29 protein-coding genes are annotated in these 25,551 nt (G+C 65.4%); 21 read left to right on the top strand and 8 right to left on the bottom strand.

Annotation, left to right across the window (positions count from 1 at the left end):
- Window positions 1-59: 59 nt before the first annotated feature.
- From CHB97_RS22590 to CHB97_RS22600, 3 genes are all read left to right on the top strand, one after another.
- A complete protein-coding gene (locus CHB97_RS22590; RefSeq protein ID WP_089290275.1) occupies window positions 60-452 on the top strand; it encodes a GerW family sporulation protein in 393 nt (130 codons plus the stop codon).
- Between the two features lie 144 nt (window positions 453-596).
- Window positions 597-2,987: a phenylalanine--tRNA ligase subunit beta gene (gene pheT, locus CHB97_RS22595; RefSeq protein WP_089290276.1), complete on the top strand. Its 2,391-nt coding sequence runs from the start codon at window positions 597-599 to the stop codon at window positions 2,985-2,987.
- Window positions 2,988-3,487: 500 nt separating this feature from the next.
- Window positions 3,488-5,173 (top strand): methyl-accepting chemotaxis protein, encoded by a 1,686-nt coding sequence (locus tag CHB97_RS22600; protein WP_089290277.1) that lies wholly within the window; start codon window positions 3,488-3,490, stop codon window positions 5,171-5,173.
- A gap of 28 nt (window positions 5,174-5,201) precedes the next feature.
- Here CHB97_RS22600 and CHB97_RS22605 read toward each other — a convergent pair whose 3' ends face one another.
- The 6 genes from CHB97_RS22605 to CHB97_RS22630 form a co-directional block, all read right to left on the bottom strand.
- Window positions 5,202-5,423: a hypothetical protein gene (locus CHB97_RS22605; protein ID WP_089290278.1), complete on the bottom strand. Its 222-nt coding sequence runs from the start codon at window positions 5,421-5,423 to the stop codon at window positions 5,202-5,204.
- A 42-nt stretch (window positions 5,424-5,465) separates the two neighbouring features.
- On the bottom strand, window positions 5,466-5,711 hold the full coding sequence (locus tag CHB97_RS22610; RefSeq protein WP_089290279.1) for a hypothetical protein: 246 nt from the start codon (window positions 5,709-5,711) through the stop codon (window positions 5,466-5,468).
- A 42-nt stretch (window positions 5,712-5,753) separates the two neighbouring features.
- Entirely contained in the window at window positions 5,754-6,422 is a 669-nt protein-coding gene (gene pspC, locus CHB97_RS22615; protein ID WP_089290280.1) for an envelope stress response membrane protein PspC, read from the bottom strand.
- Window positions 6,419-6,646 carry an envelope stress response membrane protein PspB gene (pspB, locus tag CHB97_RS22620; protein WP_089290281.1) on the bottom strand — a complete coding sequence of 76 codons (228 nt, stop codon included), beginning with the start codon at window positions 6,644-6,646 and terminating at the stop codon, window positions 6,419-6,421. The genes pspC and pspB overlap by 4 nt, the downstream gene beginning before the upstream one ends.
- Window positions 6,647-6,749: 103 nt before the next feature.
- Window positions 6,750-7,424, bottom strand: coding sequence for a phage shock protein PspA (gene pspA, locus CHB97_RS22625; protein WP_089290282.1), 675 nt, complete (start codon window positions 7,422-7,424; stop codon window positions 6,750-6,752).
- A 13-nt stretch (window positions 7,425-7,437) separates the two neighbouring features.
- Window positions 7,438-7,650 (bottom strand): hypothetical protein, encoded by a 213-nt coding sequence (locus tag CHB97_RS22630; protein WP_089290283.1) that lies wholly within the window; start codon window positions 7,648-7,650, stop codon window positions 7,438-7,440.
- A 259-nt stretch (window positions 7,651-7,909) separates the two neighbouring features.
- On the opposite strand from CHB97_RS22630, the gene pspF reads away from it, so the two are divergent.
- From pspF to CHB97_RS22645, 3 genes are all read left to right on the top strand, one after another.
- Window positions 7,910-9,064: a phage shock protein operon transcriptional activator gene (gene pspF, locus CHB97_RS22635; RefSeq protein ID WP_089290284.1), complete on the top strand. Its 1,155-nt coding sequence runs from the start codon at window positions 7,910-7,912 to the stop codon at window positions 9,062-9,064.
- A 98-nt stretch (window positions 9,065-9,162) separates the two neighbouring features.
- Window positions 9,163-9,396 (top strand): FeoA domain-containing protein, encoded by a 234-nt coding sequence (locus tag CHB97_RS22640; RefSeq protein ID WP_244559679.1) that lies wholly within the window; start codon window positions 9,163-9,165, stop codon window positions 9,394-9,396.
- Window positions 9,397-9,403: 7 nt separating this feature from the next.
- On the top strand, window positions 9,404-11,260 hold the full coding sequence (locus tag CHB97_RS22645) for a ferrous iron transporter B (RefSeq protein WP_089290286.1): 1,857 nt from the start codon (window positions 9,404-9,406) through the stop codon (window positions 11,258-11,260).
- On the opposite strand, the gene CHB97_RS22650 is transcribed toward CHB97_RS22645, so the two are convergent.
- Window positions 11,257-12,165 (bottom strand): SDR family oxidoreductase, encoded by a 909-nt coding sequence (locus CHB97_RS22650; protein ID WP_089290287.1) that lies wholly within the window; start codon window positions 12,163-12,165, stop codon window positions 11,257-11,259. The two genes, CHB97_RS22645 and CHB97_RS22650, sit on opposite strands and share 4 nt — an antisense overlap.
- A 51-nt stretch (window positions 12,166-12,216) precedes the next feature.
- On the opposite strand from CHB97_RS22650, the gene CHB97_RS22655 reads away from it, so the two are divergent.
- The 10 genes from CHB97_RS22655 (at window position 12,217) to CHB97_RS22700 (ending at window position 22,222) form a co-directional block, all read left to right on the top strand.
- Window positions 12,217-13,020, top strand: a complete 804-nt coding sequence (locus tag CHB97_RS22655) for a hypothetical protein (protein WP_089290288.1) — start codon at window positions 12,217-12,219, stop codon at window positions 13,018-13,020.
- Window positions 13,021-13,148: 128 nt separating this feature from the next.
- Entirely contained in the window at window positions 13,149-13,394 is a 246-nt protein-coding gene (locus CHB97_RS22660; protein ID WP_089290289.1) for a hypothetical protein, read from the top strand.
- 344 nt (window positions 13,395-13,738) lie between these two features.
- On the top strand, window positions 13,739-13,978 hold the full coding sequence (locus CHB97_RS22665) for a hypothetical protein (protein WP_089290290.1): 240 nt from the start codon (window positions 13,739-13,741) through the stop codon (window positions 13,976-13,978).
- 40 nt (window positions 13,979-14,018) lie between these two features.
- Window positions 14,019-14,489 (top strand): tRNA (cytidine(34)-2'-O)-methyltransferase, encoded by a 471-nt coding sequence (locus tag CHB97_RS22670; RefSeq protein WP_089290291.1) that lies wholly within the window; start codon window positions 14,019-14,021, stop codon window positions 14,487-14,489.
- Window positions 14,490-14,529: 40 nt separating this feature from the next.
- Complete coding sequence (hemF, locus tag CHB97_RS22675; protein WP_089290292.1) at window positions 14,530-15,429, top strand: oxygen-dependent coproporphyrinogen oxidase; 900 nt, start codon at window positions 14,530-14,532, stop codon at window positions 15,427-15,429.
- Entirely contained in the window at window positions 15,426-16,058 is a 633-nt protein-coding gene (locus CHB97_RS22680; RefSeq protein WP_160106177.1) for a histidine phosphatase family protein, read from the top strand. The genes hemF and CHB97_RS22680 overlap by 4 nt, the downstream gene beginning before the upstream one ends.
- 81 nt (window positions 16,059-16,139) lie before the next feature.
- A complete protein-coding gene (locus CHB97_RS22685; protein ID WP_089290294.1) occupies window positions 16,140-16,892 on the top strand; it encodes an ImuA family protein in 753 nt (250 codons plus the stop codon).
- Complete coding sequence (locus CHB97_RS22690) at window positions 16,825-18,582, top strand: DNA polymerase Y family protein (RefSeq protein WP_089290295.1); 1,758 nt, start codon at window positions 16,825-16,827, stop codon at window positions 18,580-18,582. Before CHB97_RS22685 ends, CHB97_RS22690 begins: the two co-directional genes overlap by 68 nt.
- Complete coding sequence (locus CHB97_RS22695) at window positions 18,579-21,815, top strand: error-prone DNA polymerase (protein ID WP_089290296.1); 3,237 nt, start codon at window positions 18,579-18,581, stop codon at window positions 21,813-21,815. Before CHB97_RS22690 ends, CHB97_RS22695 begins: the two co-directional genes overlap by 4 nt.
- 17 nt (window positions 21,816-21,832) lie before the next feature.
- Window positions 21,833-22,222: a VOC family protein gene (locus CHB97_RS22700; protein ID WP_089290297.1), complete on the top strand. Its 390-nt coding sequence runs from the start codon at window positions 21,833-21,835 to the stop codon at window positions 22,220-22,222.
- A gap of 4 nt (window positions 22,223-22,226) precedes the next feature.
- On the opposite strand, the gene CHB97_RS22705 is transcribed toward CHB97_RS22700, so the two are convergent.
- Window positions 22,227-22,676 carry a DUF488 family protein gene (locus tag CHB97_RS22705; protein WP_089290298.1) on the bottom strand — a complete coding sequence of 150 codons (450 nt, stop codon included), beginning with the start codon at window positions 22,674-22,676 and terminating at the stop codon, window positions 22,227-22,229.
- Between the two features lie 167 nt (window positions 22,677-22,843).
- On the opposite strand from CHB97_RS22705, the gene rpmI reads away from it, so the two are divergent.
- The 5 genes from rpmI to pheS all read left to right on the top strand — a co-directional run bounded on the left by rpmI (window position 22,844) and on the right by pheS (window position 25,329).
- Window positions 22,844-23,044: a 50S ribosomal protein L35 gene (gene rpmI / locus CHB97_RS22710; RefSeq protein WP_029012316.1), complete on the top strand. Its 201-nt coding sequence runs from the start codon at window positions 22,844-22,846 to the stop codon at window positions 23,042-23,044.
- A 12-nt stretch (window positions 23,045-23,056) separates the two neighbouring features.
- Window positions 23,057-23,419, top strand: coding sequence for a 50S ribosomal protein L20 (rplT, locus tag CHB97_RS22715; RefSeq protein ID WP_089290299.1), 363 nt, complete (start codon window positions 23,057-23,059; stop codon window positions 23,417-23,419).
- A 134-nt stretch (window positions 23,420-23,553) separates the two neighbouring features.
- Window positions 23,554-23,796: a hypothetical protein gene (locus CHB97_RS22720; protein WP_089290300.1), complete on the top strand. Its 243-nt coding sequence runs from the start codon at window positions 23,554-23,556 to the stop codon at window positions 23,794-23,796.
- Window positions 23,793-24,224 (top strand): type II toxin-antitoxin system VapC family toxin, encoded by a 432-nt coding sequence (locus CHB97_RS22725; protein WP_089290301.1) that lies wholly within the window; start codon window positions 23,793-23,795, stop codon window positions 24,222-24,224. Before CHB97_RS22720 ends, CHB97_RS22725 begins: the two co-directional genes overlap by 4 nt.
- Window positions 24,225-24,252: 28 nt before the next feature.
- Window positions 24,253-25,329, top strand: a complete 1,077-nt coding sequence (pheS, locus tag CHB97_RS22730) for a phenylalanine--tRNA ligase subunit alpha (RefSeq protein WP_089290314.1) — start codon at window positions 24,253-24,255, stop codon at window positions 25,327-25,329.
- Window positions 25,330-25,551: the final 222 nt, after the last annotated feature.

Consider the following 25,551-nt stretch of genomic DNA (forward strand, 5'->3'; position numbering starts at 1 on the left):
TGCACTTCATGGTTGTGGTGCTATCTTGCTGCATCGCGGCAAGATAGCGGAGCCCCGGAATGCTGCCCAATCCCTTCACCACCGATCCGACCCAGGCGCTGATGACCACCATCACGCGGGAATTTGAACAGATCCTGGAAAATGGCGTGCTGGGCACGCCGGTGGTGGTGGGCAATGTCACCATCGTGCCGGTGATGATCACCAGCTTCGGCATCGGCGCCGGCGGCGGATCGCTGACGGGAGAACCGGTGGGCGGCGGCGGTGGCGGCGGGGTGGTGCCCTGCGCCCTGATCATCATCGGGCCGGACGGGGTGCAGGTGCATGAAATGTCATCGCAAACCACCGTGCCGGCATCGGAAAGCATCGGCCGGCTGGCCCATAACCTTGCCCTGCGCGCCCAGGGCGGCCGCACCGCCATGATGCAGGATGGCAGCGGGGCGGCGGTGGCGTGACCCCACCCGCCGCCCAGGGCTGGGCAGGGCTGCACCGGCGGTTGCCGGGTGGATCGTTGATCTGGACCGGGCTTTGCGGATATTGATGGGGCCACGCGATTTCCCGCCCGGCCACCGGGCGCCAGACAATAATGGTCCCCTCCCATGAAGTTCACCCTCTCCTGGCTGAAGACGCATCTGGATACCGACGCCACGCTGGACCAGATCACGGAAAAGCTGACCGCCCTTGGCCTGGAAGTGGAAGGGGTGGAGGATCGGGGGGCCGCCCTGGCCGGCTTCCGCATCGCCCATGTGGTCTCTGCCGAAAAGCACCCGAACGCGGACAAGCTGCGCCTGTGCATGGTGGATACCGGGGCCGGTGAGCCGGTGCAGGTGGTCTGCGGCGCGCCCAATGCGCGCGAAGGCATCAAGGTGGTGTTCGCCGCCCCCGGCACGGTGATCCCGGTTTCCGGCGACACGCTGAAGGTGGGCGCCATCCGTGGCGTGGAAAGCCGCGGCATGATGTGTTCGGAACGCGAATTGCTGCTGTCCGAAGAACATAACGGCATTATCGAACTGCCGGCGGATGCGCCGGTGGGGGCCGCCTTTGCCGATTGGCGCGGCCTGTCCGACCCGGTGATCGAAATTGCCCTGACGCCCGACCGGGTGGATTGCGCCGGCGTGCGCGGCATTGCCCGCGATCTGGCCGCTGCCGGGCTGGGCACGCTGAAGCCGCTGCCGGCCCCCGCCGTCACCCCCGGTTTCGACAGCCCGCTGTCTGTCGAGCTGGCCCATCCCGGCTGCCCGCAGATCGCTTTCCGGGTGATCCGGGGCGTGAAGAACGGCCCCAGCCCGAAATGGCTGGCGGACAAGCTGCTGGCCGTCGGCCTGCGCCCGATCAGCGCCCTGGTGGATATCACCAATTTCTTCAGCCTGGACCAGTGCCGCCCGCTGCATGTGTTCGATGCCGCCAAGCTGCAGGGTGCCATCGCCCTGCGCCCCACCGTGGCCGGTGACACGCTGCTGGCCCTGAACGGCAAGGAATACACCACCCCCGCCGGCCTGATCGGCATCTATGATGATGCCGGGCTGATCAGTCTGGCCGGCGTGATGGGCGGGGAAAAGACCGGCGTGACCGCCGAGACGGTGGATGTGGTGCTGGAAGTCGCCACGTTTGAACCGGTGCGCATTGCCGAGGCCGGTCGCGCCCTGCAGATCGACAGCGATGCGCGTTACCGCTTTGAACGCGGCGTGGACCCGGCCAACCTGTCCGACAGCGTGGAACGCGCCACCGCCCTGATCCTGGAGCTGTGCGGCGGCACCGCCGGTGCCGTGACGATGGCGGGTGCCGAACCCGCTTGGCAGCGCAGCATCGACCTGCGCCCGGCCCGCGTCGCCGCCCTGGGCGGGGTGGATGTGGCCCAGACCGAACAAAGTCGCATCCTGGAAACGCTGGGTTTCGGCGTGACCGAGGTGGATGGTGTCCTGCGCTGCACCGTGCCGTCCTGGCGGCGCGATGTGGAAGGTGAGGCCGATCTGGTGGAAGAGGTGTTGCGCGTCCATGGCTTTGACCGCATCCCGGCCACGCCCCTGCCGCGCGATGCCACCACGCCGAAGCCGGCCCTGTCCGCCAGCCAGCGCCGCACCTTTGCCGCCCGCCGCGCCGCCGCCGGTCGCGGGCTGCTGGAATCGGTGACGTGGTCCTTTGTGGAACCCAAGGTCGCCGCCCTGTTCGACGGCGACAAGGATGAACTGCGGCTATTGAACCCGATCAGCGCCGATCTGGCGGTGATGCGCCCCAGCATCCTGGCCACCCTGGTGCCGGCCATCGGCCGCAACGCCGCGCGCGGCTATGCCGATGTCTCGTTGTTTGAGGTCGGGCCCGCCTTCCGCGATGGCAGTGAGAAGGGGCAGGATCTGGTGGTGGCCGGCGTGCGCGCCGGGGCGGCCGTGCCGCGCAACTGGGCCAAGGGCGAACGCGCGGTCGATGCGTTTGACGCCAAGGCCGACGCGCTGGCCATTCTGGAAGCGGCCGGTGCCCCGGTGGCCAACCTGCAGGTCACGCGCGATGCGCCGGGCTGGTACCATCCCGGCCGGTCGGGCGTGCTGCGCCTGGGCCCCAGCGTGCTGGGTCGCTTTGGCGAACTGCACCCGGCTTTGCTGGAAGCGCTGGATGTGGCCGGCCCTGTGGTGGCGTTCGAACTGTTCCTGGATGCCGTGCCGGCGCCGAAGAAGAAGGTGGGGACGGCCAAGCCGAAGCTGGAACTGTCCGCCTTCCAGCCCGTCTCCCGCGATTTCGCCTTCCTGGCCCCGGTGGCGCTGGAAGCGGACAAGCTGGTGAAGGCCGCCAAGGGGGCCGACAAGGCACTGATCAGCGATGTCAGCGTGTTCGACATCTATGAAGGCAAGGGTGTGGAGCCGGGCTTCAAATCCGTGGCGCTGACCGTAACCCTGCAGCCGGTGGAAAAGACCCTGACGGATGCGGAGATTGAAGCCGTGGCCGCCAAGGTGGTGGCCGCCGTCGCCAAGGGCACCGGGGCCGGCCTGCGCGGCTGATCCTGCGTTTCCTTCTCTGCGGTGAATGAACGGCAAAGGGGCGTTCCGGCGAGGGTCGGAACGCCCCTTTGTCATTCCGGTATGCCGCCGCTGCCGATGTTTTCAACGGGGTTTACGTAGATGAATCGCTTACATACCCTTTACGGAACGTAAGTGAAAATGCAGCAATAAGCCGCCGACCGGCCACCCGAAAGCAGGATGAAAACCGGAAACGCGCATCGGTTTTTTCTTCAGTCGGCGTTTGTCGTAAAGTTTACCTTAACCAATAACCAACAAACCATCCGTTTCATTTTATGACCATCTAAATAAATCCTTAAGCACAACCGTCACAATTTCATCATAGACAACTGTGCCAAACCTGTATCACCATTTCAGCAAACGCAAATGCTTCAAATATAAGCAACTTGAAGCCTTGGCGATGGGGCCGATATCACGCAGTATGAGCGGATAAAGCGCGCCACCCCCGCAAAGGGGGGGCGCCATCCGCGCCGGGAGACGCCATGAACGCCCTGAAGAATCTGCCCATTGTCTGGAAACTGGTGCTGCCGCTGGTCCTGATGGGCGCCCTGACCATCGGCACCTCGCTTTACGCCCTGTCACAGATGCGCCATATCGGCGGCCATTATCAGGAAATGCTGGACCGGTCGGAATCCAGCAAGGCCATCCTGCGCGCCAGTGAATCCGCCACCGATATCGGCCGGCTGGGCTATATGATCGCGGCGGAGACGGACACGTTCATCCTGGACAGTATGCAGGATGAAATCGCCCTGAAGCGCGATCAGTTGAACAGCCACCTGAATAATGTGGAAAAGCTGCTGCCGGAGCGTAAGGCCGACCTGGACCACGCGCGTGAGGACGTTTCCCGCATGATGGAAATTGTCGAACAGGCGCGCAAGCTGGCCCTGGCCGGCAAGGGCAGCCAGGCGGCCTCTGTGCTGGTGGACCGGTTCGACATCAAGCTGACCGACCTGCTGGACCGGCTGCTGGTCACCACTGACGATGTGCAGAAGGCGATGGATGCCGACCGGGCAGAGGCGGAAACCGTCTTTGACAAGGCCCTGCGGGTGACCCTGACGGTGGGGCTGACGGGTACCGCCATTGTGCTGGTGCTGGGCATTGCCCTGGGTATGGCCGGCATCACCCGGCCGCTGTACCGGATCATCGCCACCATGACCAAGCTGGCCGATGGCGATCTGGATGTGAAAGTATCTGGCGAAAGCCGGCGGGATGAAATTGGCGCCACTGCCCGCGCCCTGTCCGTCTTCCAGCGCTCCATGCGCGATGCCGAACGGCTGCGCAGCGAACAGGCGGCCCTGGAAGAACGGGCGGAGCGGGAGAAGCGCCGCGCCCTGGGGGCCTTGGCCGATGAATTCCAGGAAGGGGTGCAGGCCGTGGTGGCCAATGTCGGCGGGGCGGCCGACCGGATGCGCGGCACGGCGCAGGGGCTGGGCGGCGTGGCCAATGAGGTAAACCGCCAGTCAGAGGCTGTGGCCGGTGCGGCCGAGCAGGCGGCTGAAAATGTGAACACGGTGGCCGCCGCTGCCGAACAGCTTTCCGCTTCCATCCGCGAAATCAGCCGCCGGGTGGCGGAGAGCGCCACCATCGCCAGCGATGCCGTGGCGGAGGCGGAGCGATCCAACCAGACCGTCACCGGGCTGGTGGATGCCGCCCACCGCATCGGGGAGATCGTGCGCCTGATCAGCGACATTGCCAGCCAGACCAATCTGTTGGCCCTGAACGCCACCATTGAGGCGGCACGGGCGGGGGAAGCCGGCAAGGGCTTTGCTGTGGTGGCCAGCGAGGTGAAGGCCCTGGCCAACCAGACCGCCAAGGCGACAGAGGAGATCAGCAGCCAGATCAATGCCATGCAGGCGGTGGCCGGCAATGCCGCCGATGCCATCCGCGGCGTGGGCGGCACCATCGACCGGATCAGCGGCATCGTTGCCACCATTTCCAGTGCGGTGGAACAGCAGGGGGCCGCCACGCAGGAAATTGCCAGTTCCGTGGCCCATGCCGCCACCGGCACCCAGAATGTCAGCGCCACTATCGGCCAGGTGACGCGGGCCGCCGCAGAGGCCGGCAGCATGGCCGGCGATGTACAGGGTGCCGCCGATGAACTGGTGCAGGAGGCCGATGCCCTGTCCCGTCAGGTGGAAAGCTTCCTGGCGCGGGTGCGGGCGGGGTAAAGGAGAGACAAACCCAACCCTTTCATCCTCAAGCGCGGGCGCGCCAGCCGGGGGCTTCGGCATCCAGGATGCGTTCCAACTGGCCCACCCGTTCTTCCAGCCGGTGGGCCCGGTCGGACAGTTCGGCGGCAGCACCCTCGGACAGGCCGTTCAGCTTCATGGCCCGCATCTTGGTCAGGTGCTTCATCACAATGGCAACGATGGGGATCAGCAGCGCCACCACCGGAATGATAAAGGGTGTGTTGAACATGGGTGCCGGCCTCAGGGCTGGGGTGGTCGGTGCTGGGGCGGATCAGGGCTTGTTGCCCAGGCCGCGCAGCTGTCGGTTCAGATCGAATTCCGGGCTGGTGACATAGCGTTCAATATCGCCAACCCGGCGGTCAATCTCATCAAAGCCCCGGAAGCGGCGGCGCAGCGCCAGCTCGGCTTCGGCGGCCTGCACATCAATCTCCTGCCAGCGGCGCAGATGGCGCAGCACAATGGCGATGATGGGGATGCTGAGCGCCAGAACCGGGATGATGAAGGGGGAGTTGAACAAGCAAGCCTCCGCTGCGAAGGGGGGGCCGACCGGGGTCGGCCGTTACTTCCGTTCCAGATCGCGGAACTGGCGGTGCAGGTCATATTCGCGCGAGGCAACGAAACCTTCCAGCCGGCCGATCTCCTGATCCAACTGCCGGAACTTGTTGCGCAGGGCGGACAGCGTCTGTTCCGGCTTGGTGGCGACCGAGCGCCAGAACACCTCTTCCTCCTGGCTTTCATACAGGCCCATCGGCTGCGGCTTCAATATCCACCACAAGATGGGATAGCCGAACAGGAAGACCGGCGGGAAGCAGAAGAAACCGATGACGAAGACCAGCCGGACAATCCAGCTATCAACATTCAGATAATCGGCAATGCCGGCGCAGACGCCGCCCAGCTTGGCATCGGTGCGGCTGCGATAGAGCTTGTGCGGGTTGGGTGAGCGGGTATTGATCGGTTCCATCGCCTCCTCCTGCTCCTGCTCCTGCTCCGCACTGCGGCTATAGACGCCGCTGTCATAAACATAGGCACTGCCCCCCTTGCGGCGGCGGCCATAACGGCCGGGATCGATCCCCAGATATTCGCCCCAGCTCTGCTCCGGGCGCTTGCCCAGCAATTCGTACTGCCAATCCTTCTGCCCCTGCCGATTGGCGCGATAGCGCCGGCGGCCGGAACCGGGGGGCGGTGGGTAATCACCGCCCCTGCCATAGCCTGAATGATCGTTGCTCATGCTTTCGACCTCCAGCCCGGCGCCTCGGCATCCAGGATCTTTTCCAGCTGGCGGATGCGGTCTTCCATCTTGCCGGCGCTGTGCCAGAGATCGGACAGCATCTGTTCATCATCCACAGACAGAGTCTTGGCGATGCGCCATTTGGTGATGTAGTGGAAAATGATCCAGACCGGCGCCACGATCACCATGAAGATGATGGCGACGACAATTGCTTCCTGCGGCATTATTGCCCCCTATACTCCCAGGCTTGGCCCCGAAAGGCGGCCCCGCCATCAACCAACCTTGCAGCCGATCCGGCGGGGTCGCCCCCATCTTTCGGAGCCATGCTTATTCCGGCTGAGACTTGGCCGCCAGCTTCGCCTTCAGCGCCTGAAGTTCCGATTCCACCTTCGACTCGGCTTCAAGCTCGGCAATCTCCTCGTCCAGGCTCTTGGTGCGACCCATGCCCAGCACCTCGGATTTGCCTTCCAGCACATCCAGGTTGCGCTCCACCTGCTCAAAACGGCTGAACGCGTCGGTGATGCGCTCATCATAGAGCTGGGTGCGCACCTTCAGGCGGTTGGTCGCCGTCTTGTGACGGGCGATCAATGCCTTTTCGCGGGTCTTGGCATCGGCCAGCTTCTGCTGCAAAGCAGCAATATCCTCGCTGGTCTTGGCCAGCGCGCTGTCCAGTCGGGCCAGCTCACCCGCCATATGGTCGGCGGCCTCGGCCAGCTTGGCGCGGGCGACCAGGGCCCCCTTGGCCAGGTCTTCCCGGTCCTTGGAAAGCGCGAATTCGGCCTTGCGCTGCCAATCATCCGACTCCCGCCGGATTTCGGCCAGCCTGCGCTCGATCTCCTTCTTCTCCGCGACGGTCTTGACCGCGGAGGAGCGCACCTCGACCAGGGTGTCTTCCATTTCCTGGATGATCAGGCGGACCAGCTTTTCCGGGTCTTCCGCACGATCCAGGATGGCATTGATGTTCGAATTAACGATGTCGCCGAGGCGGGAAAAAATGCCCATGTCAGGCTCTCCTTCAGGCAAGGGCAATGAAAAGGTTGCTCAATCCGGTGGCGACCGCAAGGATGATCCACGCTTCCACCGGCACAGCCCGGAAATCTTCGTAAAGATCCCGGAACATGCCGCCAGTTGCACCCCCGGCGTGACGGGTGAAGAACCCGGCCGTGCCATAAGTGAAGCTGTCGGTCTGCCGATCCTTGGCGGCGCTGTCCAGTGTGAAGTCGGTCATTTTTGCGTCCCCTTCGCGTCTTTGAGTGTCCCCGGTGTCCGAGACAGTATCAGCAAAGGGCGTGCCAAGTGAGATCATCGCCCCTATTATCATTTAAAATCAATTGGTTATAGATTTTTGCCCGTAACCACCCCTTTCGGTCGGTTGGTCAAATTTCAAATTCGTGGCGATTTAAACCACTCTCTCGCCAAATGCGCCATTTCGCGATTATAGTGGCGATCATCACCATCCCGCCGCCCTGCCAACGGACGCGCCGCCCATGTCACCGAACATCAATCCGCCTTCCCTGATCGGTCAGGCCCCGTCTTTTCTGGGGTTGATGGAACATGTCTCCCAGGCAGCGCCGCTGAATCGGCCCACCCTGGTGATCGGGGAGCGCGGGACGGGCAAGGAACTGATCGCCGCCCGCCTGCATTACCTGTCGCCGCGCTGGGACAAGCCATTTGTGAAGCTGAACTGCGCGGCGCTGTCGGAGACGCTGCTGGAAACCGAACTGTTCGGGCATGAGGCGGGATCGTTCACCGGGGCCGCCAAGCGCCATGTCGGCCGGTTCGAGCTGGCCGATGGCGGCACCCTGTTTCTGGATGAGATCGCCACCGCCACCCTGCGGGTGCAGGAAAAGATCCTGCGCGTCATTGAGTATGGGGAGTTCGAGCGGGTGGGCGGCACCGTTACCATCAATATCGATGTCCGCGTGGTGGGGGCGACCAATGCCGATCTGCCGCGCCTGGCCGATCAGGGCAAGTTCCGCGCCGACCTGCTGGACCGGCTCTGTTTTGACGTGGTGACCATTCCGCCCCTGCGCGCCCGGCCGGAGGATATCCGCATTCTGGCCGACCATTTCGGCATTGCCATGGCCAAGGAACTGGGCCGCCCTTATTTTGGCGGCTTCACCCCGGATGCCATGGAGCAATTGCTGGCCTATGACTGGCCGGGCAATGTGCGTGAACTGAAGAACGTGGTGGAACGCGCCGTCTATCGCACCGCCGATCCGGAACTGCCCATCACCGAGGTGCAGTTTGACCCGTTCGAATCCCCCTGGCGGCCCAAGCAGATGGCGATCTATGCCGATGCGCCGGTGATGGCCCATGTGGCCCATCACAGCCCGGCACCGGCCCCGCCGGCGCCCCCGCCGCCCCCCTCTTCTGCCAACGGGAATGCGGCCCCGCCGTCCGCCGTCCCCGGCTGGCCGGGGGAGGGCGGGCCGTGCGATTTCCTCAACCTCGTCTCCGATTTTGAAAAGGCCCTGCTGCGCGCAGCGCTGGAGCGCAACCAGTTCCACCAGAAGCGGGCGGCCAGCGATCTGGGCCTGAACTATCACCAGTTTCGCGGCTATCTGCGCAAATATGGCCTGCTGGAAAAGCGCCACGGTCCCCGCAATGGGGAAGAGATGGAGGAGGGGGAAGAGGGCTAACCCCTTCCCTGCGTCGCCGGGCCGCAGCCGTTCAAGTGAGAGTGACTTGCGTTCGTGTCCGGGCTGGCCTATGCCGCTTGATGAACGGAGGTTCGTCCATGAAGCTATCCACCCTGCGCCGGGGCCAACAGGCCCGCATCCACCAGATCAACGCATCCGACAGCCTGACCCGCAAGCTGCTGGAGATGGGGCTGGAGGAAGGCATGGATGTGACCTTGCTGCATGAAGGCCCGATCGCGCGCGACCCCATCGCCATCCGCATTGCCGGCGACCGGGTGATCGCGCTGCGCCGCCGCGACGCCGACGCCATCCATCTGTCCCCCCTTTCCTGACGTCATCATGGCCAAACAACCGCTGATCGCCATTGCCGGGATGCCGAATTCCGGCAAATCGGCCCTGTTCAACCGGTTGACCGGCAGCCGCCAGAAGGTGGCCAATTATGCCGGGGTGACGGTGGAGCGCAAGGAAGGCGCCTTCACCACGCCCGCCGGCCATGCCTGCCGCCTGCTGGACCTGCCGGGCGCCTATTCGCTGCGCGCCCGCAGCCCGGACGAGGCGGTGACGCGCGATGCGCTGCTGGGAAGGCTGGCCGATATTGAACGGCCGGATTTCCTGATCTGCGTGGCCGATGCCACCAACCTGAAACTGCATCTGCGCTTCACGCTGGAAGCCAAGGCACTGGGCGTGCCGATGGTGCTGGCGTTGAACATGTTCGACATTGCCGACCGCCGGAAATTCAGCATCGACGCCGCCGAACTGTCCCGCCTGCTGGGCATCCCGGTGGTGCCGACGGTGGCCGTGCGTGGCGGCAAGGTGGAGGCTTTGCTGGCCGTGGTGGATCAGTATCTGGCCAACCCGGTGCCCCACCCTGCCCCCGCCTGGACGGAGCCGACCACGGCAGAACTGCGCGCCCTGAACCGGCAGGCCATGGCGCTGCTGGATCAGGCGGGCGTCGCCTATGGCGTGCCGCCCGTCACCAGCTATGCCATCGACCGGGTGCTGCTGCACCCGGTGTTCGGGCTGCTGATCCTGATGGGCTTGATGTTCTTCGTCTTCCAGTCGGTCTTCACCTGGTCGGCCTGGCCGATGGACCAGATTGACGGGGCGGCCAGCGCGCTGGGGGCCTGGCTGGGCAGCCAGTTGCCGGATGGGCTGTTCCGCAGCTTCATCGTTGACGGGGTGGTGGCCGGCATCGGCTCCGTCATCGTCTTCCTGCCGCAGATCCTGGTGCTGTATTTCTTCATCCTGGTGCTGGAAGATAGCGGCTATATGGCGCGTGCCGCCTTTCTGCTGGACCGGCTGATGGGCGGGGTGGGGCTGCATGGCAAAAGCTTCATTCCCCTGCTGTCCTCCTTCGCCTGCGCCATTCCCGGCGTGATGGCCGCCCGCACCATCGAACATAAACCCGACCGGCTGACCACCATCCTGCTGGCCCCCTTGATGACCTGTTCGGCCCGCCTGCCGGTCTATACGCTGCTGATCGCCGCCTTCGTGCCCAACCGCGAGGTGGCCACCGGCATCAATCTGCAGGGGCTGGTGATGTTCGGGCTTTATATGGCGGCACTGACCACCGGCCTGCTGGTCGCCTTCGTGCTGAAGCGTTTCGTCTATACCGAACAGGTGGACAGCTTCGTCATGGAGCTGCCCACCTACAAGCTGCCGACGCTGCATAATATTGTTTTCGGCCTGCTGGAACGGGCGCGGATTTTTCTGCGCCGGGCCGGTGGCATCATCTTCACCATCATGGTGGTGATCTGGGTGCTGTCCAGCTTTGGCCCGCACGGGATTAGCGGCAATATCGAACAGAGCTTTGCCGGCATCATCGGCATCGCGCTGGCGCCCCTGTTCGCGCCCATCGGGTTCAGCTGGCAGATGGTGATCGCGCTGATCCCCGGCATGGCAGCGCGGGAAGTGGCGGTAACGGTGCTGGGCACCGTCTATGCCATCAGCGCCGATAACGAAGAAGGTCTGGCCAGCGGGCTGGCCACCACGCTGCAATCCAGTTGGGCCCTGCCGGCCGCCATTTCCTTCCTGGTCTGGTACATCTTCGCCCCGCAATGCATCAGCACGCTGACGGTGATCCGGCGGGAGACGAACAGCACGAAGTTCATGTGGGCGACCTTCGCCTATCTGTTTGTGCTGGCCTATGTCATGTCCTTCCTGGCCTTTCAGATCAGCAGCGCCTTGTTGGGCTAGGGGGAGCCCCCCTCCCCCGCCAACTGCGCCGCCAGCCCTTCCCGATAGGTGGGGTACAGCAGCCGATAGCCCAGGTGCCGCACCAGCCGGTCATTACGCACCTTGCGGTTATCGGCATAGAAGCTGGCCGCCATCGGCGACAAGGCGCCCGGCGTGAAGGGGATCAGCGGCGGCGGTTCTACCCCCAGCAGCCGGGCGGCATATTCCACCACATCGGCCCCGCTGGCCGGTTCATCATCCACGATATTCAGCACCGTTCCCGGCTCCGGCTTCGCCATGGAAAGCGCCAGCGCGCCGGCAATATCAGCCACATGGATGCGCCCGAACAGATGGCCGGGCTTGTCCACCCGCCGCGCTGTGCCCGACCGCAGCGCATCAATGGCGCTGCGCCCTGGCCCATAGATGCCGGGCAGGCGATAGATCTGCACCGGCACCCCGTGATCACGCCAGAGCGACAACCATTCCGCCTCTGCCGTCACCCGGCGCAGGCCGCGTTCACCCCTGGCCTTCAGCGGCGATGTTTCATCCACCCAATCCCCGCCCGTATCGCCATAAACCCCGGTGGTGGAAAGATATCCGGCCCAACGCAGGCCGGCGATACGGGCAATATCGGCGCCATGGGCGGCCAGCACCGGATCCCCGCTGCCCACCTCCGGCGGGACGGAGGAGAGGATATGCGTGGCCCCGCCCAGCGCCGCCGCCACATCAGCCAGCGGCTGGTCGGGGCCGAACAGGAAAGGTTCCACCCCGGCCGCACGCATCCGCGCCGCCTTTTCCGGCGTGCGGGTGGTGCCGGCCACCCGCCAGCCCTGAGGCCGCAGCAGGTCGGCCAGCCAGCCGGCGCTGTAACCGAAGCCGAAAATGAACAGGCGGCCGGGGGCCGGATCGTTGGAAGGTGCCAACATTAAATCTTTGCCACTGGACAGACAGCACGGGATGAGGATTTGTACCGCGTCATGATGAGAAAGCCCACCCTCGCCGCCGCCCTTGCGGGGCTTTGCCTCACGGCCGCCCTGCCGGCCCTGGCACAGCCACCCGTTTTCGCCAACCGCGCCGCCTGTCTGGCCCGTGCCGAGGCACTGCCCGATTTCGCCTTTGAGGAGGCGAAGCTGTGGGAACGCCAGGGCGGGGCGGCCGATGCGCGGCTGTGCCAGGCGCTGGCCCTGATGCTGCGGGCCGATTGGGCGCTGGCCGCCCCGGCGCTGGAGGCATCGGCAAAGGAACTGACGCAGGAGCCGCGCCCCGCCCGTGCCGATCTCTGGGCCCGCGCCGCCCTGTCCTGGACCAATGCCAAGAAGCCCGATCAGGCCGATGCCGCCTATGCCCAGGCGCTGGCCCTGCTGCCGGACAATGTGCAGATCCTGATGGATCGCGCCATTTTCCGCGCCGGGCAGGAACGCTATTGGGATGCCATCGCCGATCTGGACAAGGTGATCGAAAAGGCCCCGAAAATGGCCGAAGCCTGGCTGCTGCGCGCCCAGGCGCACCATGTGCTGGCGCTGGACAGCAAGGCCAAGCGTGATGTGGAAATGGCTCTGACACTCTCCCCGCAGAACGGGGAGGCACTGTTGCTGCGCGGCAATCTTTATGCCGATGCCGGGATTGGCACCAAAGCCAAGGAAGATTGGGAAAAGGCCCGCCGTGTCGCCCCCGGCACCGCCGCCGCCGCCAGCGCCACGGAAAACCTGAACAGCCTGACCCGGCTGGAAACAGAGGCCAAGGACAAGGCCCGGGCACAGGAAAAGAAACAGAAGCAATAAGGTTAATGATTTCTTCATCTGCCGCGAAAATGCCCTGATCCGGGCCAAATGCGACCAAGTGCAGATTGTTTCCTGATCCCTGTCAGCGCCCCGGCCCCCGCCGCCCCGCCCAACAGGAGGATCGACCGATGCATGTTCTTGCCCGTCGCAACGACCCCACGCGTCAGAAATTGTCGGCCATCCTGCTGTTGCTGGCCACGCTGGCCCTGATGCTGGCCTGCGCCCTGGCGGCCGGCCATGCCCGGCCCAACCAGGGCGGCCAGGGCTTCAGCGCGCATAAGCTGCTGGCCGGCAATGCCAGCGCCACCCCGGACGATGGCGCCATCAAGGCCGAGATGACAGCCAAGACATTGGGCACGGCGGATCGGGCCTGATCTGAACGGAATCGGCGTTATCGGTCTGCCTGTCCCAGCGCCCCAAAGGTTACCGATAGCGCCGTCGACAGGGGCCATCCGTCACCGGGTGGCCCCTGTTTTATTTTGCCCGCTATTCTTCTGCGCCCCACCGCACCACCTAGGCGACAAGGGCGGAAATGCTTATGATACCAGCGGCATGAAATCATGACCGAAGGTCACGCTTTCGTGCCCCTCAATCGCCGGCGCCAGCATCCGCTGGCTTGGCTACGCCGCATGCGCGGCGCGGCGGCAGTCGCCGCCGTACCAACGGTCATGAATGATGACCGATGGTATGATGGCATCTTCAGCAGGAGGGCACGTGCATGGTCGATTCGCGGGTTGGTTCATCGACAGGCAATGTGGTTGGCGGTTCGGTGGCGGAAAGCGGCGGGCGCCGCACCGGTCCGACTGCCGTACCCGGCGTATCCGGCCGGGGCATTCCGCTGGGCCGTCCCGGCAATCGCTGGCCCAACCCTAAGGAACTGGCTGCCTTGCTGGTGGATGGCATTCTGCGCCTGCCGGCCCGGTACCGCCGGGGCATGTTCCTGGATGTGCTGACCTGATCCTGCCCCCCTTCCCGCCCGGTGCGTTTGAGATTTTCCGTTGAGACTGGCCCTTTACCAGCCGGACATTCCGCAGAATGCCGGCACCCTGATCCGTCTGGGCGCCTGCCTGGATGTGGGGATCGATATTATTGAGCCCTGCGGCTTCATCCTGGATGACCGTCGCCTGCGCCGCAGCGTGATGGATTATGCCGATCACGCCGATATCACCCGCCACAGCAGCTGGGAACGCTTCAACCAGACCCGCCAGGGCAGGCTGGTGCTGCTGACCACGCGCGCCGCCGTGCCGCATGTGGATTTCACCTTCCAGCCGGATGACATTCTGCTGCTGGGCCAGGAAAGCTGCGGCGTGCCCGATCATGTGCATGACGCCGCCGATGCCCGCGTGCTGGTGCCGATGCGTCAGGGGGCACGCTCGCTTAATGTGGCGGTAGCGGCGGCCATCGTAGTGGGGGAGGCTTTGCGCCAGACGTCACTTTATCCTACCGCCCCCGCCACCATTTCCGGTTAAATCCTTGCCCTGACCTTCCCGCCAACACCGGACCGCCGCCATGCCTACGCCCTTGCCCCCGCCAGAGATTGTTGCCCAGCGCAAGGCCCAGGCCCGCGCCTGGTTTGAGGAATTGCGCGACCGGATTTGCGCGGCGTTCGAAAAGCTGGAGGATGAGCTGGCGGGCGGCCCCCATGCCGACCTCCCCCCCGGCCGGTTTGAACGCAAGCCCTGGTCGCGCCCCAACCATGATGGTGGCGACGGCGGCGGCGGGGTGATGGGCCTGATGAAGGGCCGGGTGTTTGAAAAGGTGGGGGTGAATGTCTCCACCGTTCACGGCACCTTCTCCCCAGAATTCCGCGCCAATATCCCCGGTGCGGGGGAGACGGGGGAATTCTGGGCCAGTGGCATCAGCCTGGTGGCCCATATGCGCAGCCCGCTGGTGCCGGCGGTGCATATGAATACACGGATGCTGGTGACCGGCCAGGGCTGGTTCGGCGGCGGGGCCGACCTGACGCCGATGTTCCTGGATTCGGTGGAAACGGCCGAGGATGCCGCCGATTTCCATGCCGCCCTGAAGGCCGCCTGTGACGCGCATGGGGATGATTATTATCCCCGTTTCAAGGAATGGTGCGACCGTTACTTCTTCCTGCCCCATCGCGGGGAACCGCGCGGGGCCGGCGGCATTTTCTATGACAATCTGGATACGGGCGACTGGGAAGCGGATTTCGCCTTCACCCGCGCCGTCGGGCTGGCCTTTCTGGAGGCCTATCCCCGCATCGTCGCCCGCCGGATGCAGGCCGCCTGGAACGACGCCCAGCGCGAGCATCAGCTGATCCGCCGCGGCCGCTATGTCGAATTCAACCTGATCCATGATCGCGGCACGCTGTTCGGCCTGAAAACCGGCGGGAATATCGAAGCCATCCTGATGAGCCTGCCGCCGGAAGTGAAGTGGCCGTGAGCATTGCGTTGAATGACCGGGCGGCAGAAGCCGCCCCTGCCCTGCCGTCCCATCCGCTGCTGCTGGTCCGCCATGGCCAGACGGAATGGAATGTCGCCGCCCGTTGCCAGGGCCAGCTGGACAGCAACCTGACCACGCGGGGCCGCGCCCAGGCCGACCATGTGGGCAGCATCCTGCGCCGGCTGGTGGAAGCCATCCCCGACTGGCGGGAGACGGTGCGGCTGGTTGCCTCGCCCTTGGGGCGGACGATGGAAACGGCCCGCATCATCAACCGCCATCTGGACCTGCCCATCCAACAGGATGCCCGCATCGCCGAAGTCAGCTTCGGCCGCTGGGAAGGCATGACGCGGGACGAGATTTACCGCGCCAACCCCTGGCTGTCGGCCCATGGCCCGCATGGCTGGCAGTTCCGCGCCCCGGCGGGGGAACGGTATGAGCAGGTGCAGGCCCGCCTGTTCGCCTTTCTGGCGGAGATCGACCGCCCCACCATCGCCATTTCACATGGGATGAGCGGGCGGATTTTGCGCGGCCATTATGCCGGCCTGTCCCCGGAACGCGCCGTGCGCCTTGCCGTGCCACAGGATCGCGTCTGGCGCCTGACGCCAAAGGGCGTGGAGGAGTTGGGGTAACAAAAGGGATGGGGTGGGGACACCCCAACCCCATCCCTTTCGCTGCTTGAATTTACGAACAAAACACGAACATAATGCGGCATGACAAACCGTGCCGACACCATTGCCGCGCTGCGTGCGCGGCTGTCCGTGATGGACCGCATCCGCGCCCCCGCGGGGCAGGAAGCCCTGTCACTGGGGCTGGCGGCGCTGGATGGCGCGCTGACCGGGGGCGGGCTGGTGCGCGGCGGCCTGCATGAATTTCTGGGGGAGGCGGCGGATGCCGCCCCGCATGGTTTTGTTGCCAGCCTGCTCGCGCGGCTACCGGTGACGGCGGGGCCGGTGCTGTGGTGCCGCCTGCCCCCACCCGATGCACCCACCGATAAGCCCTATGCGCCGGGGCTGGTCTGTCTGGGGGCTGATCCCGACCGGCTGATCCTGGCCCGCCCCCGCACGCTGGAGGACGCGCTGTGGGTGCTGGAAGAGGCGCTGCGCTGCCCCCGGCTGGGTGCCGTGGTGGGCGATGGCATCACCCCGCCCCCGGTGGCCGGGCGGCGGCTGCAACTGGCGGCGGAGGAAGGGGGGATGCTGGGGCTGCTGATCCTGCCGCCGCAGGGCCGCCCACCGCCTTCCACCGCCTTGACCCGCTGGCGGGTGCGCGCCCTGCCCGACCGGCCGGGCGAGGGGGATTGGGGGCGGCCCTGCTGGCAGGTGGATCTGCTGCGGGCACGCGGCGGCGGCCTGACCGGTACAGCCGCCGATTCGGGCACATGGAAGGTGGTGTGGGATGACGCGGCGTTTCGTCTGCATCTGGTTGAGCCGTTGGCCGACGGACCGGTGGCAGCGGCGGAATAGCCCCGGCGGCACCCATCCCGGCCCGCTGGCCCTGGTGCTGCCCGGCCAGGGCGGCATCCGCCTGCACGCCGTCAACGCCCTGGCCAGTGCCGATGGCCTGTCGGTGGGGATGCTGCTGGCCGATGCCCGCGCCCTTTGCCCCGCCCTTACGGCCCCGCCCGCAGACCCGGCGGGTGACAGGGCAGAGCTGGGCCGGCTGGCCCTGTGGGCCCAGCGCTATACGCCGCAGGCCGCCAGCGATGGAGCTGACGGGCTGGTGCTGGACATCACCGGCTGCGCGCACCTTTGGTCTGGGGAAGTGGGCTTGCTGGCCGACCTGTCGCAGCGGCTGCGCCGGGCCGGGCTGACCCAAAGGCTGGCCCTGGCCGACAGCCCCGCCGCCGCCTGGGGCTGGGCCCGCCACCGGCCCGCCGGGGCGGATGAGATTCTGCCGACAGGTCGGGCGGCGTGGGGGCCACTGCTGGCCCTGCCGCTGGCCGCCCTGCGGCTGGAGGGGGATTTGACCGCCGATCTGGCGCGGGTGGGGCTGCAACGGGTGGCCGACCTGCACCGCCTGCCCCGCGCCCCCCTGACCGCCCGTTACGGCACCGCCCCCGCCCGCCGGCTGGACCGGCTGCTGGGGCTGGGGGCGGAACCGCTGGCCCCACAGGCCCGCCCGCCGCAATGGCAGGCCCGGCTGCCGCTGGCCGAACCGATCTTCACCCGCGACGCCATTGATACGGGGCTGGACCGGCTGCTGCGCGACCTGTGCGGGCAATTGGAAGCCAGCGGGCGGGGGGCAAGGCGGCTGGAACTGCTGCTTCTGCGCAGCGATGCCAGCCAGCAGACCCTGACACTGGGAACCGGGCAGCCGTTGCGGGATGTTTCGACTCTGAAACGATTATTTCGGGAGAAGCTGGATCAGGCTGAACCTGGTTTCGGTATCGAAATGATGCTGTTGACGGCGACGGCGACGGATCGCTTCACCGCCAGCCAGACGGCCCTTGGCAGCGGCGATGCCTTCGCCCTGACCTTTCTGCTGGATCGGCTGTGCAACCGCCTCGGCCCCGACCGCATCGGCCCACCCCTGGCAGAAGATGAACATCAGCCGGAACGGGCGATGGGGTTTGCCGGTGGGGGGGTGGGGATAGAGGGTCAGGACCAAACGCCCCTCTCTTCTCCGCCTCGCTCTGCTTCTGGCCCACCCAACTCTCCTTCTGCCCCTCCCCGCTCTCTTTCCTGCCTCCCCCGCGAAAGCGGGGGTCCAGGGGCCAAGGGGACCGAAACGCTGGTTCCTGTTGCCCCTGGATCCCCGCTTTCGCGGGGAAGGCAGGATGGTGCCAACGGCAACCATGGGCATGACGAGACCAAGGAAAGCGAACGGGGGCTCACCCCCTGGCCCAAAGCCCAGCCGCGCGCCCACACCCCGCGCCCGCGCGTCTGGCAGGTGGAGGCCCCCCGCCCGCTGCTGCTGCTGGACCCGCCGGAACCGGTGGACAAGCCGGAAGCCGCCGCCCTGGTCTGGCGGGGGCGGTGGCATGGGATTGACTGGATGGAAGGGCCGGAGCGCATCCGGCCCGATTGGTGGCGTGCCCGTCCCGGCACCGGGCGGGATTATTTCCGCCTGCAACTGGCCGATGGCCGCCGGCTCTGGCTGTTCCGCACAGCCGAAGAGGTGCCGCGCTGGTTCCTGCACGGGCTGTTCCCATGACCAGCCCCGCCCCCGCCTATATTGACCTGGAAGTGACCAGCAATTTCAGCTTCCTGCGCGGGGCCTCCCACCCGGCGGAACTGGTGCTGGCCGCCGCCGCCCTGGGGCGCAAGGCCATCGGCATCACCGACCATGACAGTCTGGCGGGGGCCGTGCGCATGATGGCGGCGTGCGAACAGCAACGGATGCGGCTGGTGGTGGGCTGCCGGCTGAACCTGGCCGATGCGCCGCCGCTGCTCTGCTACCCCACCGACCGCGCCGCCTATGGTCGGTTGACCCGGCTGTTGACCCTGGGCAAGCGCCGCAGGGGCAAGGGGGAAACCCATCTTTTCCTGGCCGATCTGGCAGCGGCCTGTGAAGGCATGATCCTGGCCGTCCTGGCCCCGCCGGGCCGCCCGCTGCCGGCCCGGCTGGCCGGGCTGCGGGCCGATCTACAGCGCTTCCAGGCCCTGCCCGCCGCTGGGCTTTATCTGGCGGTGGCCCCGCTTTACCAGGGTTATGACCGGCCCCGGCTGGTGCGGTTGGGGCAATTGGCCGATGGGCTGGGTATCGGGCTGCTGGCCACCCATGATGTGCGTTACCACAGCCCGGATCGCCAGCGCCTGCATGATGTGCTGACCTGTATTCAGCATGGGCGCAGGTTGGCCGATGCCGGGCGCTGCCTGCCGGCCCATGCCGACCATTATCCCAAAACCGAACAGGCCATGGCCCGGCTGTTCGCCGCCCGGCCCGATGCGCTGGCCGCCACGCTGGAACTGGCGGGGCGCTGTCATTTCAGCCTGCGGGAGTTGCGCTATGATTACCCCATCGATCCCGTCCCCGATGGCCGCACCCCGCAGCAGGAGTTGGAGCGGCTGGCCCTGGAAGGGGCGGCATGGCGCTACCCGGCGGGCGTGCCGGAAAAGGTGCGCCATCTGTTGGATTATGAATTCAAGCTGATCGCCCAACTCAACTACGCCCCCTATTTCCTGACCGTGCATGACATTGTGCGCTTTGCCCGGTCCAAGGAAATCCTCTGCCAGGGGCGCGGATCGGCGGCCAATTCCGCCGTCTGTTACTGCCTGGGCATCACCGCCGTCGACCCGGCGGTGAATGAGCTGCTGATCGAACGTTTCATCTCCCCCGACCGTGACGAGCCGCCCGATATCGATGTGGATTTCGAGCATGAGCGGCGGGAAGAGGTGATGCAGTATATCTACAATAAATATGGCCGCGACCATGCCGGGCTGGTCGCCACCGTCATCTGCTATCGCTCCCGTATGGCGATCCGGGAGGTGGGCAAGGTGCTGGGCCTGTCCGATGATGTGATCGGCGCGCTGGTGCGGCTGGGCTGGAACTGGCGCGACGTGCAACCGGACGAGGCGGCACGGCAGGCCGGCCTGGACCCCGCCGACCCCACCCTGGCGCTGTGCATGGAACTGGCGGCGGAACTGCGCGGCTTTCCCCGCCACCTGTCCCAACATGTCGGCGGCTTCGTCATTGCCCGGTCGCGCTTGGACGAACTGGTGCCGATTGAAAATGCCGCCATGGCGGATCGCACCGTGGTGGAATGGGACAAGGATGATGTGGAAACGCTGGGCCTGCTGAAGATCGATGTGCTGGCGCTGGGCATGTTGAGCTGTCTGCGCCGGGGCTTTGAACTGCTGGCCCAGCGCCAGGGGCGGCCCTTCGGGCTGGCCGATGTGCCGCCGGAAGATGAAAAAACCTATCAGATGATCCAGCGGGCCGACACGATCGGCGTGTTTCAGATTGAAAGCCGGGCGCAGATGTCCATGCTGCCGCGCCTGCGCCCCAACACCTTCTATGATCTGGTGATTGAGGTCGCCATCGTCCGCCCCGGCCCCATCCAGGGCAATATGGTGCATCCCTATCTGCGCCGCCGCCAGGGGCTGGAACCGGTGGAATATCCCAGCCCGGCACTGAAGGCCGTGCTGGTGCGCACGCTGGGCGTGCCCCTGTTCCAGGAACAGGCGATGCAGATCGCCATTGTCGGGGCCGGCTTCTCCCCCGCCCGCGCCGACCAGTTGCGACGCGCCATGGCCACCTTCAAGAAGACGGGCGGGGTGGATGCGTTCCGCGATGAATTCATCCGCGGCATGATTGCCAATGGTTATCACGCCGATTTCGCCCAGCGCTGTTTCAGCCAGATTGAAGGGTTCGGCAATTACGGCTTCCCGGAAAGCCATGCCTGTTCCTTCGCGCATCTGGCCTATGCCTCTTCCTGGCTGAAATGCCATCACCCGGCGATCTTCACCTGCGCCCTGCTGAACAGCCAGCCCATGGGCTTCTACAGCCCCGCCCAACTGGTGCGCGATGCGCGTGACCATGGGGTGGAGGTGCGACCGGTGGATATCAACCGGTCGGAATGGGATTGCACGCTGGAGGAAGGGCGCGGGGCCTATCCGCCGCTGCGCCTGGGTTTCCGGCAGGTGCGCGGCCTGCGGGAGGGAGATGCCGTGGCCATCGCGCAGGCCCGAGGGACCGGCTATCGCACCATCCGCGATGTCTGGAAACGGGCCGGGCTGCGGGTATCGGTGCTGGAACGGCTGGCCGATGCCGATGCCTTTGCCAGCCTGGGCCTGGACCGGCGCCAAGCGCTCTGGCAGGTGAAGCGGCTGGGCGACAAGCCGCTACCCCTGTTTATGGTGGCGGAGGAAGCCGCCCGATTCGGCGACAACCAGCCCCCCGCCGATCTGGGGGATGAGCCGGAAGTAATTCTGCCGCCTATCCCGGTGGGCGAACAGGTCTGGGCCGATTACCGTACCCTGCAACTGACCTTGCGCGCCCATCCGATGCAGTTGCTGCGCCCGGCGCTCGCCGGGCTGGGGCTGGTGCGGGCGGAAGACCTGCGCACCCTGCCCGATGGGCGGCGGGTGGAACTGGCGGGGCTGGTGCTGGTGCGCCAGCGGCCGGGCACGGCATCGGGCGTCATCTTCGTAACGTTGGAGGATGAAACGGGGACTGCCAATGCCATCGTCTGGACCAGCATCCAGGAACGCTATCGCCGGCCCCTGATGGCCGCCACGCTGATGGCGATCCGGGGGCGTTTGCAGAAGGAGGGGGAGGTGATCCATCTGGTGGCGGAAAAGCTGACCGACCTGTCCTTCCACCTGCATGGCTTGCGTCAGGTGGGGGAGCCACGGCAGGATGCCGCCCCGCCATCCCCCCTGCCCCCGCCTTTGCCCGATGCCATGGCCGCCAAGGTGTTCGGCGAAGGGCGCAATTTCCATTGATTGAGGAGCAACCGACCATGGCCTCACATCTGGGTGCCCTGACCCTGCTGGTCCGCGATTATGATGAGGCCATTGGCTGGTACCGCGACAAGCTGGGCTTCACCCTGCTGGAAGACAGCGATCTGGGCGGGGGCAAGCGCTGGGTGCGCCTGGCCCCGCGCGGTGATAATGCCACCTGCCTGCTGCTGGCCCGCGCGGTGGGGCCCACGCAGGAAGCCGCCATCGGCAACCAGGCCGGCGGTCGCGTCTTCCTGTTCCTGCACAGCGATGATTTCAGCCGCGACCATGCCGCCATGCGGGCCGCCGGGGTGACGTTTCTGGAAGAACCAAGGCACGAGGCCTATGGCAGCGTCGCCGTGTTCCAGGATCTCTATGGCAACAAGTGGGACTTGTTGCAGCGGCGGTAAATTGTCAGAACCCCGCATCCGGGCTTAAATGCGTGACCGTGAAGCCCTTTGCCGCCGCCAGCCGGTTGGCCACCACCAGCCGGTGACAGGTAAGGTGATCGGCCTCAAAACAGAGCAGGCAGGTGGGGCCGGATGCCGCCAGCTCCCCGGCCAGGGCCAGCTCATATTCCGCCTCTGGCCGGGCAAGCCCCGCATCGACGATTCGCCAGAAATCAGCCATCCGGCCCGCCCGGTTGGCCAGCCGCCCTTCCTTGGGCGTACCCAGCTTCTTCAGGTGCAGATACTCAATGCCATCGGCCTCCAGGCTGGCGCGCAAGGGGGATTTGGAAAAGCCGGCCCGGCGGGACGAGGGCAGTTCGCGCACATCAATCAGCCGCCGTACCCCCGCCGATTTCAACGCCGCGATCACCGCCCCCTGGGAGGCCGCCTCGTACCCGATGGTGAAAAGTTCCATCCTGCCTTCCTCCGGCAATGAATCGGACCCGCCATGCGGGGCGTGCGCGGCTTGGCCCTTGTCAGGGGGCCGCCACTCCACTATACACGACCGCTCTATCGGACGGCGAGGCCGGGCGCGATGCCCGGGGCATGCCCACCGTCCACATAGATTGAAAAGGACCGAAAATGCCCAAGTTGAAGAACCATTCGGGCGCCAAGAAGCGGTTTAAGTTTACCGCTTCCGGCAAGGTGAAGGCCCAGGCCGCTGGCAAGCGCCACGGTATGAGCAAGCGCCCCCTGAAGATGAAGCGTAACGCACGTGGTACGTTCGTTATGTTTAAGGCCGACGGCGAGAAGATCGCCGAGAATTTCCTGCGGGTTAAGTGAGGAGGCTGACTAATGGCACGCGTTAAGCGGGGCGTCACCACCCACGCCCGTCACAAGAAGATCCTGAAGCTCGCCAAGGGCTATCGTGGTCGCGGTTCCAAGTGCTATCGCGTTGCGATTGAAAAGGTCGAAAAGGCGCTTCGTTACGCCTATCGCGACCGTCGTAACAAGAAGCGCGATTTCCGCGGCCTGTGGATTCAGCGTATCAACGCCGGTGCACGTCTGCACGGCCTGAAGTACAGCACGCTGATCCACGGCCTGAAGCGCGCCGGCATCGAGCTGGACCGTAAGGTTCTGTCCGATATCGCCGCCCGCGAGCCGGACACGTTCAAGGATCTGTGCGGCAAGGCCCAGGCCGCGCTGCAGGCCGCCTGATAAACCCTTTCGGGTTTTCAGCGGACAGATTGGGAAAAGGGGCTGGCCCGTTGGGCCGGCCCCTTTTTTCTTGTCCGTCATGGGCCCCCTTCTTTGTGCTATCATCGTGACAGCCGCTGATGATGGAGGTCCCCATGGGCTCGCTGCTCGTCCCTAACCTTGATGACAGTCTGATCAAGGGGCTGGAGGATCGCGCCAGCCGTTCCGGTCGAACCGTTGAGGAAGAGGTGGCCAGCATCCTGCAGCACACGCTGGGGGCAGGTCAAAGCCCCGAGCTGATCGACCGTCTGGCAGCCCTGCGTGCCGCCACGGCTGGTATGTGCCGGACGCCATCGGAATTGCTGTTGCGCGAAGATCGGGACAGCGACCACCGATGAGAGTCGTGCTGGATGCCAGCGTGGCTATCAAGCTGGCCACGACGGAACCGGATTCGTACCGGGCGCAGCCACTGGTTTATTGCGGATTGCACGCACCAGACCTGATGTTTGCCGAAATCACCAATATCATCTGGAAAAAGCAGGCACGAGGGGATCTGACGGCGGAACTGGGCCAGCAGGCGCTTGACGCCTTGTCCAGCCTGCGTCTGACCGTGACCCCATCGCGCGACCTGATGGGTATGGCGTTGGAACTGGCATCGGCCAGAAGCCATCCCGCCTATGACATGTTTTATGTGGCCCTGGCGGTCCGGTCGGGTATCCCCCTGATCACCGCCGACACAAGGCTGGTGGGCCGGATACGGGCCTTGTCACCCACCCCCTCATGGGCGTACCTGATCACGCCGCTGGCTGAATTCCAACCGGGCTGATGCCCCTTCATTGTTTTCCAGGACCATCATGGACACGCTCGACACTCTTCAGTCCGAATTGCTGGCCACCATCGCCGGGGCCTCCGACAGTGCTGCGCTGGAGGAGGTGCGGGTTTCGGCCATGGGCAAGAAGGGCCGCATCACGGCGCTGATGGGCGACATGCGCAACCTGACACCGGATGAGCGCAAGACGCGCGGTGCCGCCCTGAACGCCGTGAAGACCGCCGTGGAAACCGCCATCGAAGCGCGCCGCGGCGAACTGAAGACCGCTGAACTGGCCAAGAAGCTGGAGGCGGAACGCATCGACGTCACCCTGCCGTCCCGCCCGGAAAGCCAGGGCCGCATCCACCCGATCAGCCAGACGGTGGATGAGATCGTGGCCATTTTCGGCGCCATGGGCTTCACCGTCGCCGAAGGGCCGGATATCGAGACGGATTTCCATAATTTCACCGCGCTGAACATCCCACCGGAACACCCCGCCCGGCAGATGCACGATACTTTCTATCTGCCGCCGGCTGCGGATGGGGCGGCGCGCGTGTTGCGCACCCATACCAGCCCGGTGCAGATCCGCACCATGCTGACGGAAAAGCCGCCCATCCGCATTATCGCGCCGGGTCGCACCTATCGTTCCGATTATGACCAGACCCACACGCCGGTGTTCCATCAGGTGGAAGCCCTGGTGATCGGGGAAGATATCCATATGGGCCATCTGAAGGGCACGCTGCTGGAATTCTGCCGCGCCTTCTTCCAGATCGACGATCTGCCCATCCGTTTCCGCCCCAGCTTCTTCCCCTTCACCGAGCCCTCGGCGGAGATTGATATCGGCTGTGCGCGCAAGGGCGGGGAGCTGAAGCTGGGTAATTTCGGCGATTGGCTGGAAATTGGCGGCAGCGGCATGGTGCACCCCAAGGTGCTGGAAAATTGCGGCATCGACAGCAGTAAGTATCAGGGCTTTGCCTTCGGCATGGGGATCGAGCGCATGGCCATGCTGAAATATGGCATCCCCGACCTGCGCACCTTCTTTGAGGCCGATCTGCGCTGGCTGAAGCATTACGGCTTCGTGCCACTGGACCAGCCCAACCTGGCCCAGGGTCTGGCCCGCTGAGGCCCATACCAACCCGCCTTGATGCTCTAGGGCCGGGTACGTTTAAACGGAAACGCACCCGGCTCTAAGTCCTTGTTCAGCGAGCGGATTCACGCTCCAAAGCGATTCCGCTTTTCCGCGATCCGCTCTAGTACTACAGTTGCGGTTATTGATTTATCGTGATTCCCTGTGCCTTCGGGATATGGAGGTTGAGGCATGGGAGTATCGGATTGGTCTGGGACG

This window comes from Azospirillum sp. RU38E, assembly GCF_900188385.1.
In the GTDB taxonomy this organism is placed as follows: Bacteria; Pseudomonadota; Alphaproteobacteria; order Azospirillales; family Azospirillaceae; genus Niveispirillum.

Bases quoted from the DNA above. Each gene is read 5' to 3' on its own strand.
- CHB97_RS22590 (WP_089290275.1), top strand. From the start codon at position 60: ATGCTGCCCAATCCCTTCACCACCGATCCGACCCAGGCGCTGATGACC.
- pheT (WP_089290276.1), top strand. From the start codon at position 597: ATGAAGTTCACCCTCTCCTGGCTGAAGACGCATCTGGATACCGACGCC.
- CHB97_RS22600 (WP_089290277.1), top strand. From the start codon at position 3,488: ATGAACGCCCTGAAGAATCTGCCCATTGTCTGGAAACTGGTGCTGCCG.
- CHB97_RS22605 (WP_089290278.1), bottom strand. From the start codon at position 5,423: ATGTTCAACACACCCTTTATCATTCCGGTGGTGGCGCTGCTGATCCCC.
- pspC (WP_089290280.1), bottom strand. From the start codon at position 6,422: ATGAGCAACGATCATTCAGGCTATGGCAGGGGCGGTGATTACCCACCG.
- pspB (WP_089290281.1), bottom strand. From the start codon at position 6,646: ATGCCGCAGGAAGCAATTGTCGTCGCCATCATCTTCATGGTGATCGTG.
- pspA (WP_089290282.1), bottom strand. From the start codon at position 7,424: ATGGGCATTTTTTCCCGCCTCGGCGACATCGTTAATTCGAACATCAAT.
- CHB97_RS22630 (WP_089290283.1), bottom strand. From the start codon at position 7,650: ATGACCGACTTCACACTGGACAGCGCCGCCAAGGATCGGCAGACCGAC.
- pspF (WP_089290284.1), top strand. From the start codon at position 7,910: ATGTCACCGAACATCAATCCGCCTTCCCTGATCGGTCAGGCCCCGTCT.
- CHB97_RS22640 (WP_244559679.1), top strand. From the start codon at position 9,163: ATGAAGCTATCCACCCTGCGCCGGGGCCAACAGGCCCGCATCCACCAG.
- CHB97_RS22645 (WP_089290286.1), top strand. From the start codon at position 9,404: ATGGCCAAACAACCGCTGATCGCCATTGCCGGGATGCCGAATTCCGGC.
- CHB97_RS22650 (WP_089290287.1), bottom strand. From the start codon at position 12,165: ATGTTGGCACCTTCCAACGATCCGGCCCCCGGCCGCCTGTTCATTTTC.
- CHB97_RS22655 (WP_089290288.1), top strand. From the start codon at position 12,217: ATGATGAGAAAGCCCACCCTCGCCGCCGCCCTTGCGGGGCTTTGCCTC.
- CHB97_RS22660 (WP_089290289.1), top strand. From the start codon at position 13,149: ATGCATGTTCTTGCCCGTCGCAACGACCCCACGCGTCAGAAATTGTCG.
- CHB97_RS22665 (WP_089290290.1), top strand. From the start codon at position 13,739: ATGGTCGATTCGCGGGTTGGTTCATCGACAGGCAATGTGGTTGGCGGT.
- hemF (WP_089290292.1), top strand. From the start codon at position 14,530: ATGCCTACGCCCTTGCCCCCGCCAGAGATTGTTGCCCAGCGCAAGGCC.
- CHB97_RS22685 (WP_089290294.1), top strand. From the start codon at position 16,140: ATGACAAACCGTGCCGACACCATTGCCGCGCTGCGTGCGCGGCTGTCC.
- CHB97_RS22690 (WP_089290295.1), top strand. From the start codon at position 16,825: ATGACGCGGCGTTTCGTCTGCATCTGGTTGAGCCGTTGGCCGACGGAC.
- CHB97_RS22695 (WP_089290296.1), top strand. From the start codon at position 18,579: ATGACCAGCCCCGCCCCCGCCTATATTGACCTGGAAGTGACCAGCAAT.
- CHB97_RS22700 (WP_089290297.1), top strand. From the start codon at position 21,833: ATGGCCTCACATCTGGGTGCCCTGACCCTGCTGGTCCGCGATTATGAT.
- CHB97_RS22705 (WP_089290298.1), bottom strand. From the start codon at position 22,676: ATGGAACTTTTCACCATCGGGTACGAGGCGGCCTCCCAGGGGGCGGTG.
- rpmI (WP_029012316.1), top strand. From the start codon at position 22,844: ATGCCCAAGTTGAAGAACCATTCGGGCGCCAAGAAGCGGTTTAAGTTT.
- rplT (WP_089290299.1), top strand. From the start codon at position 23,057: ATGGCACGCGTTAAGCGGGGCGTCACCACCCACGCCCGTCACAAGAAG.
- CHB97_RS22720 (WP_089290300.1), top strand. From the start codon at position 23,554: ATGGGCTCGCTGCTCGTCCCTAACCTTGATGACAGTCTGATCAAGGGG.
- CHB97_RS22725 (WP_089290301.1), top strand. From the start codon at position 23,793: ATGAGAGTCGTGCTGGATGCCAGCGTGGCTATCAAGCTGGCCACGACG.
- pheS (WP_089290314.1), top strand. From the start codon at position 24,253: ATGGACACGCTCGACACTCTTCAGTCCGAATTGCTGGCCACCATCGCC.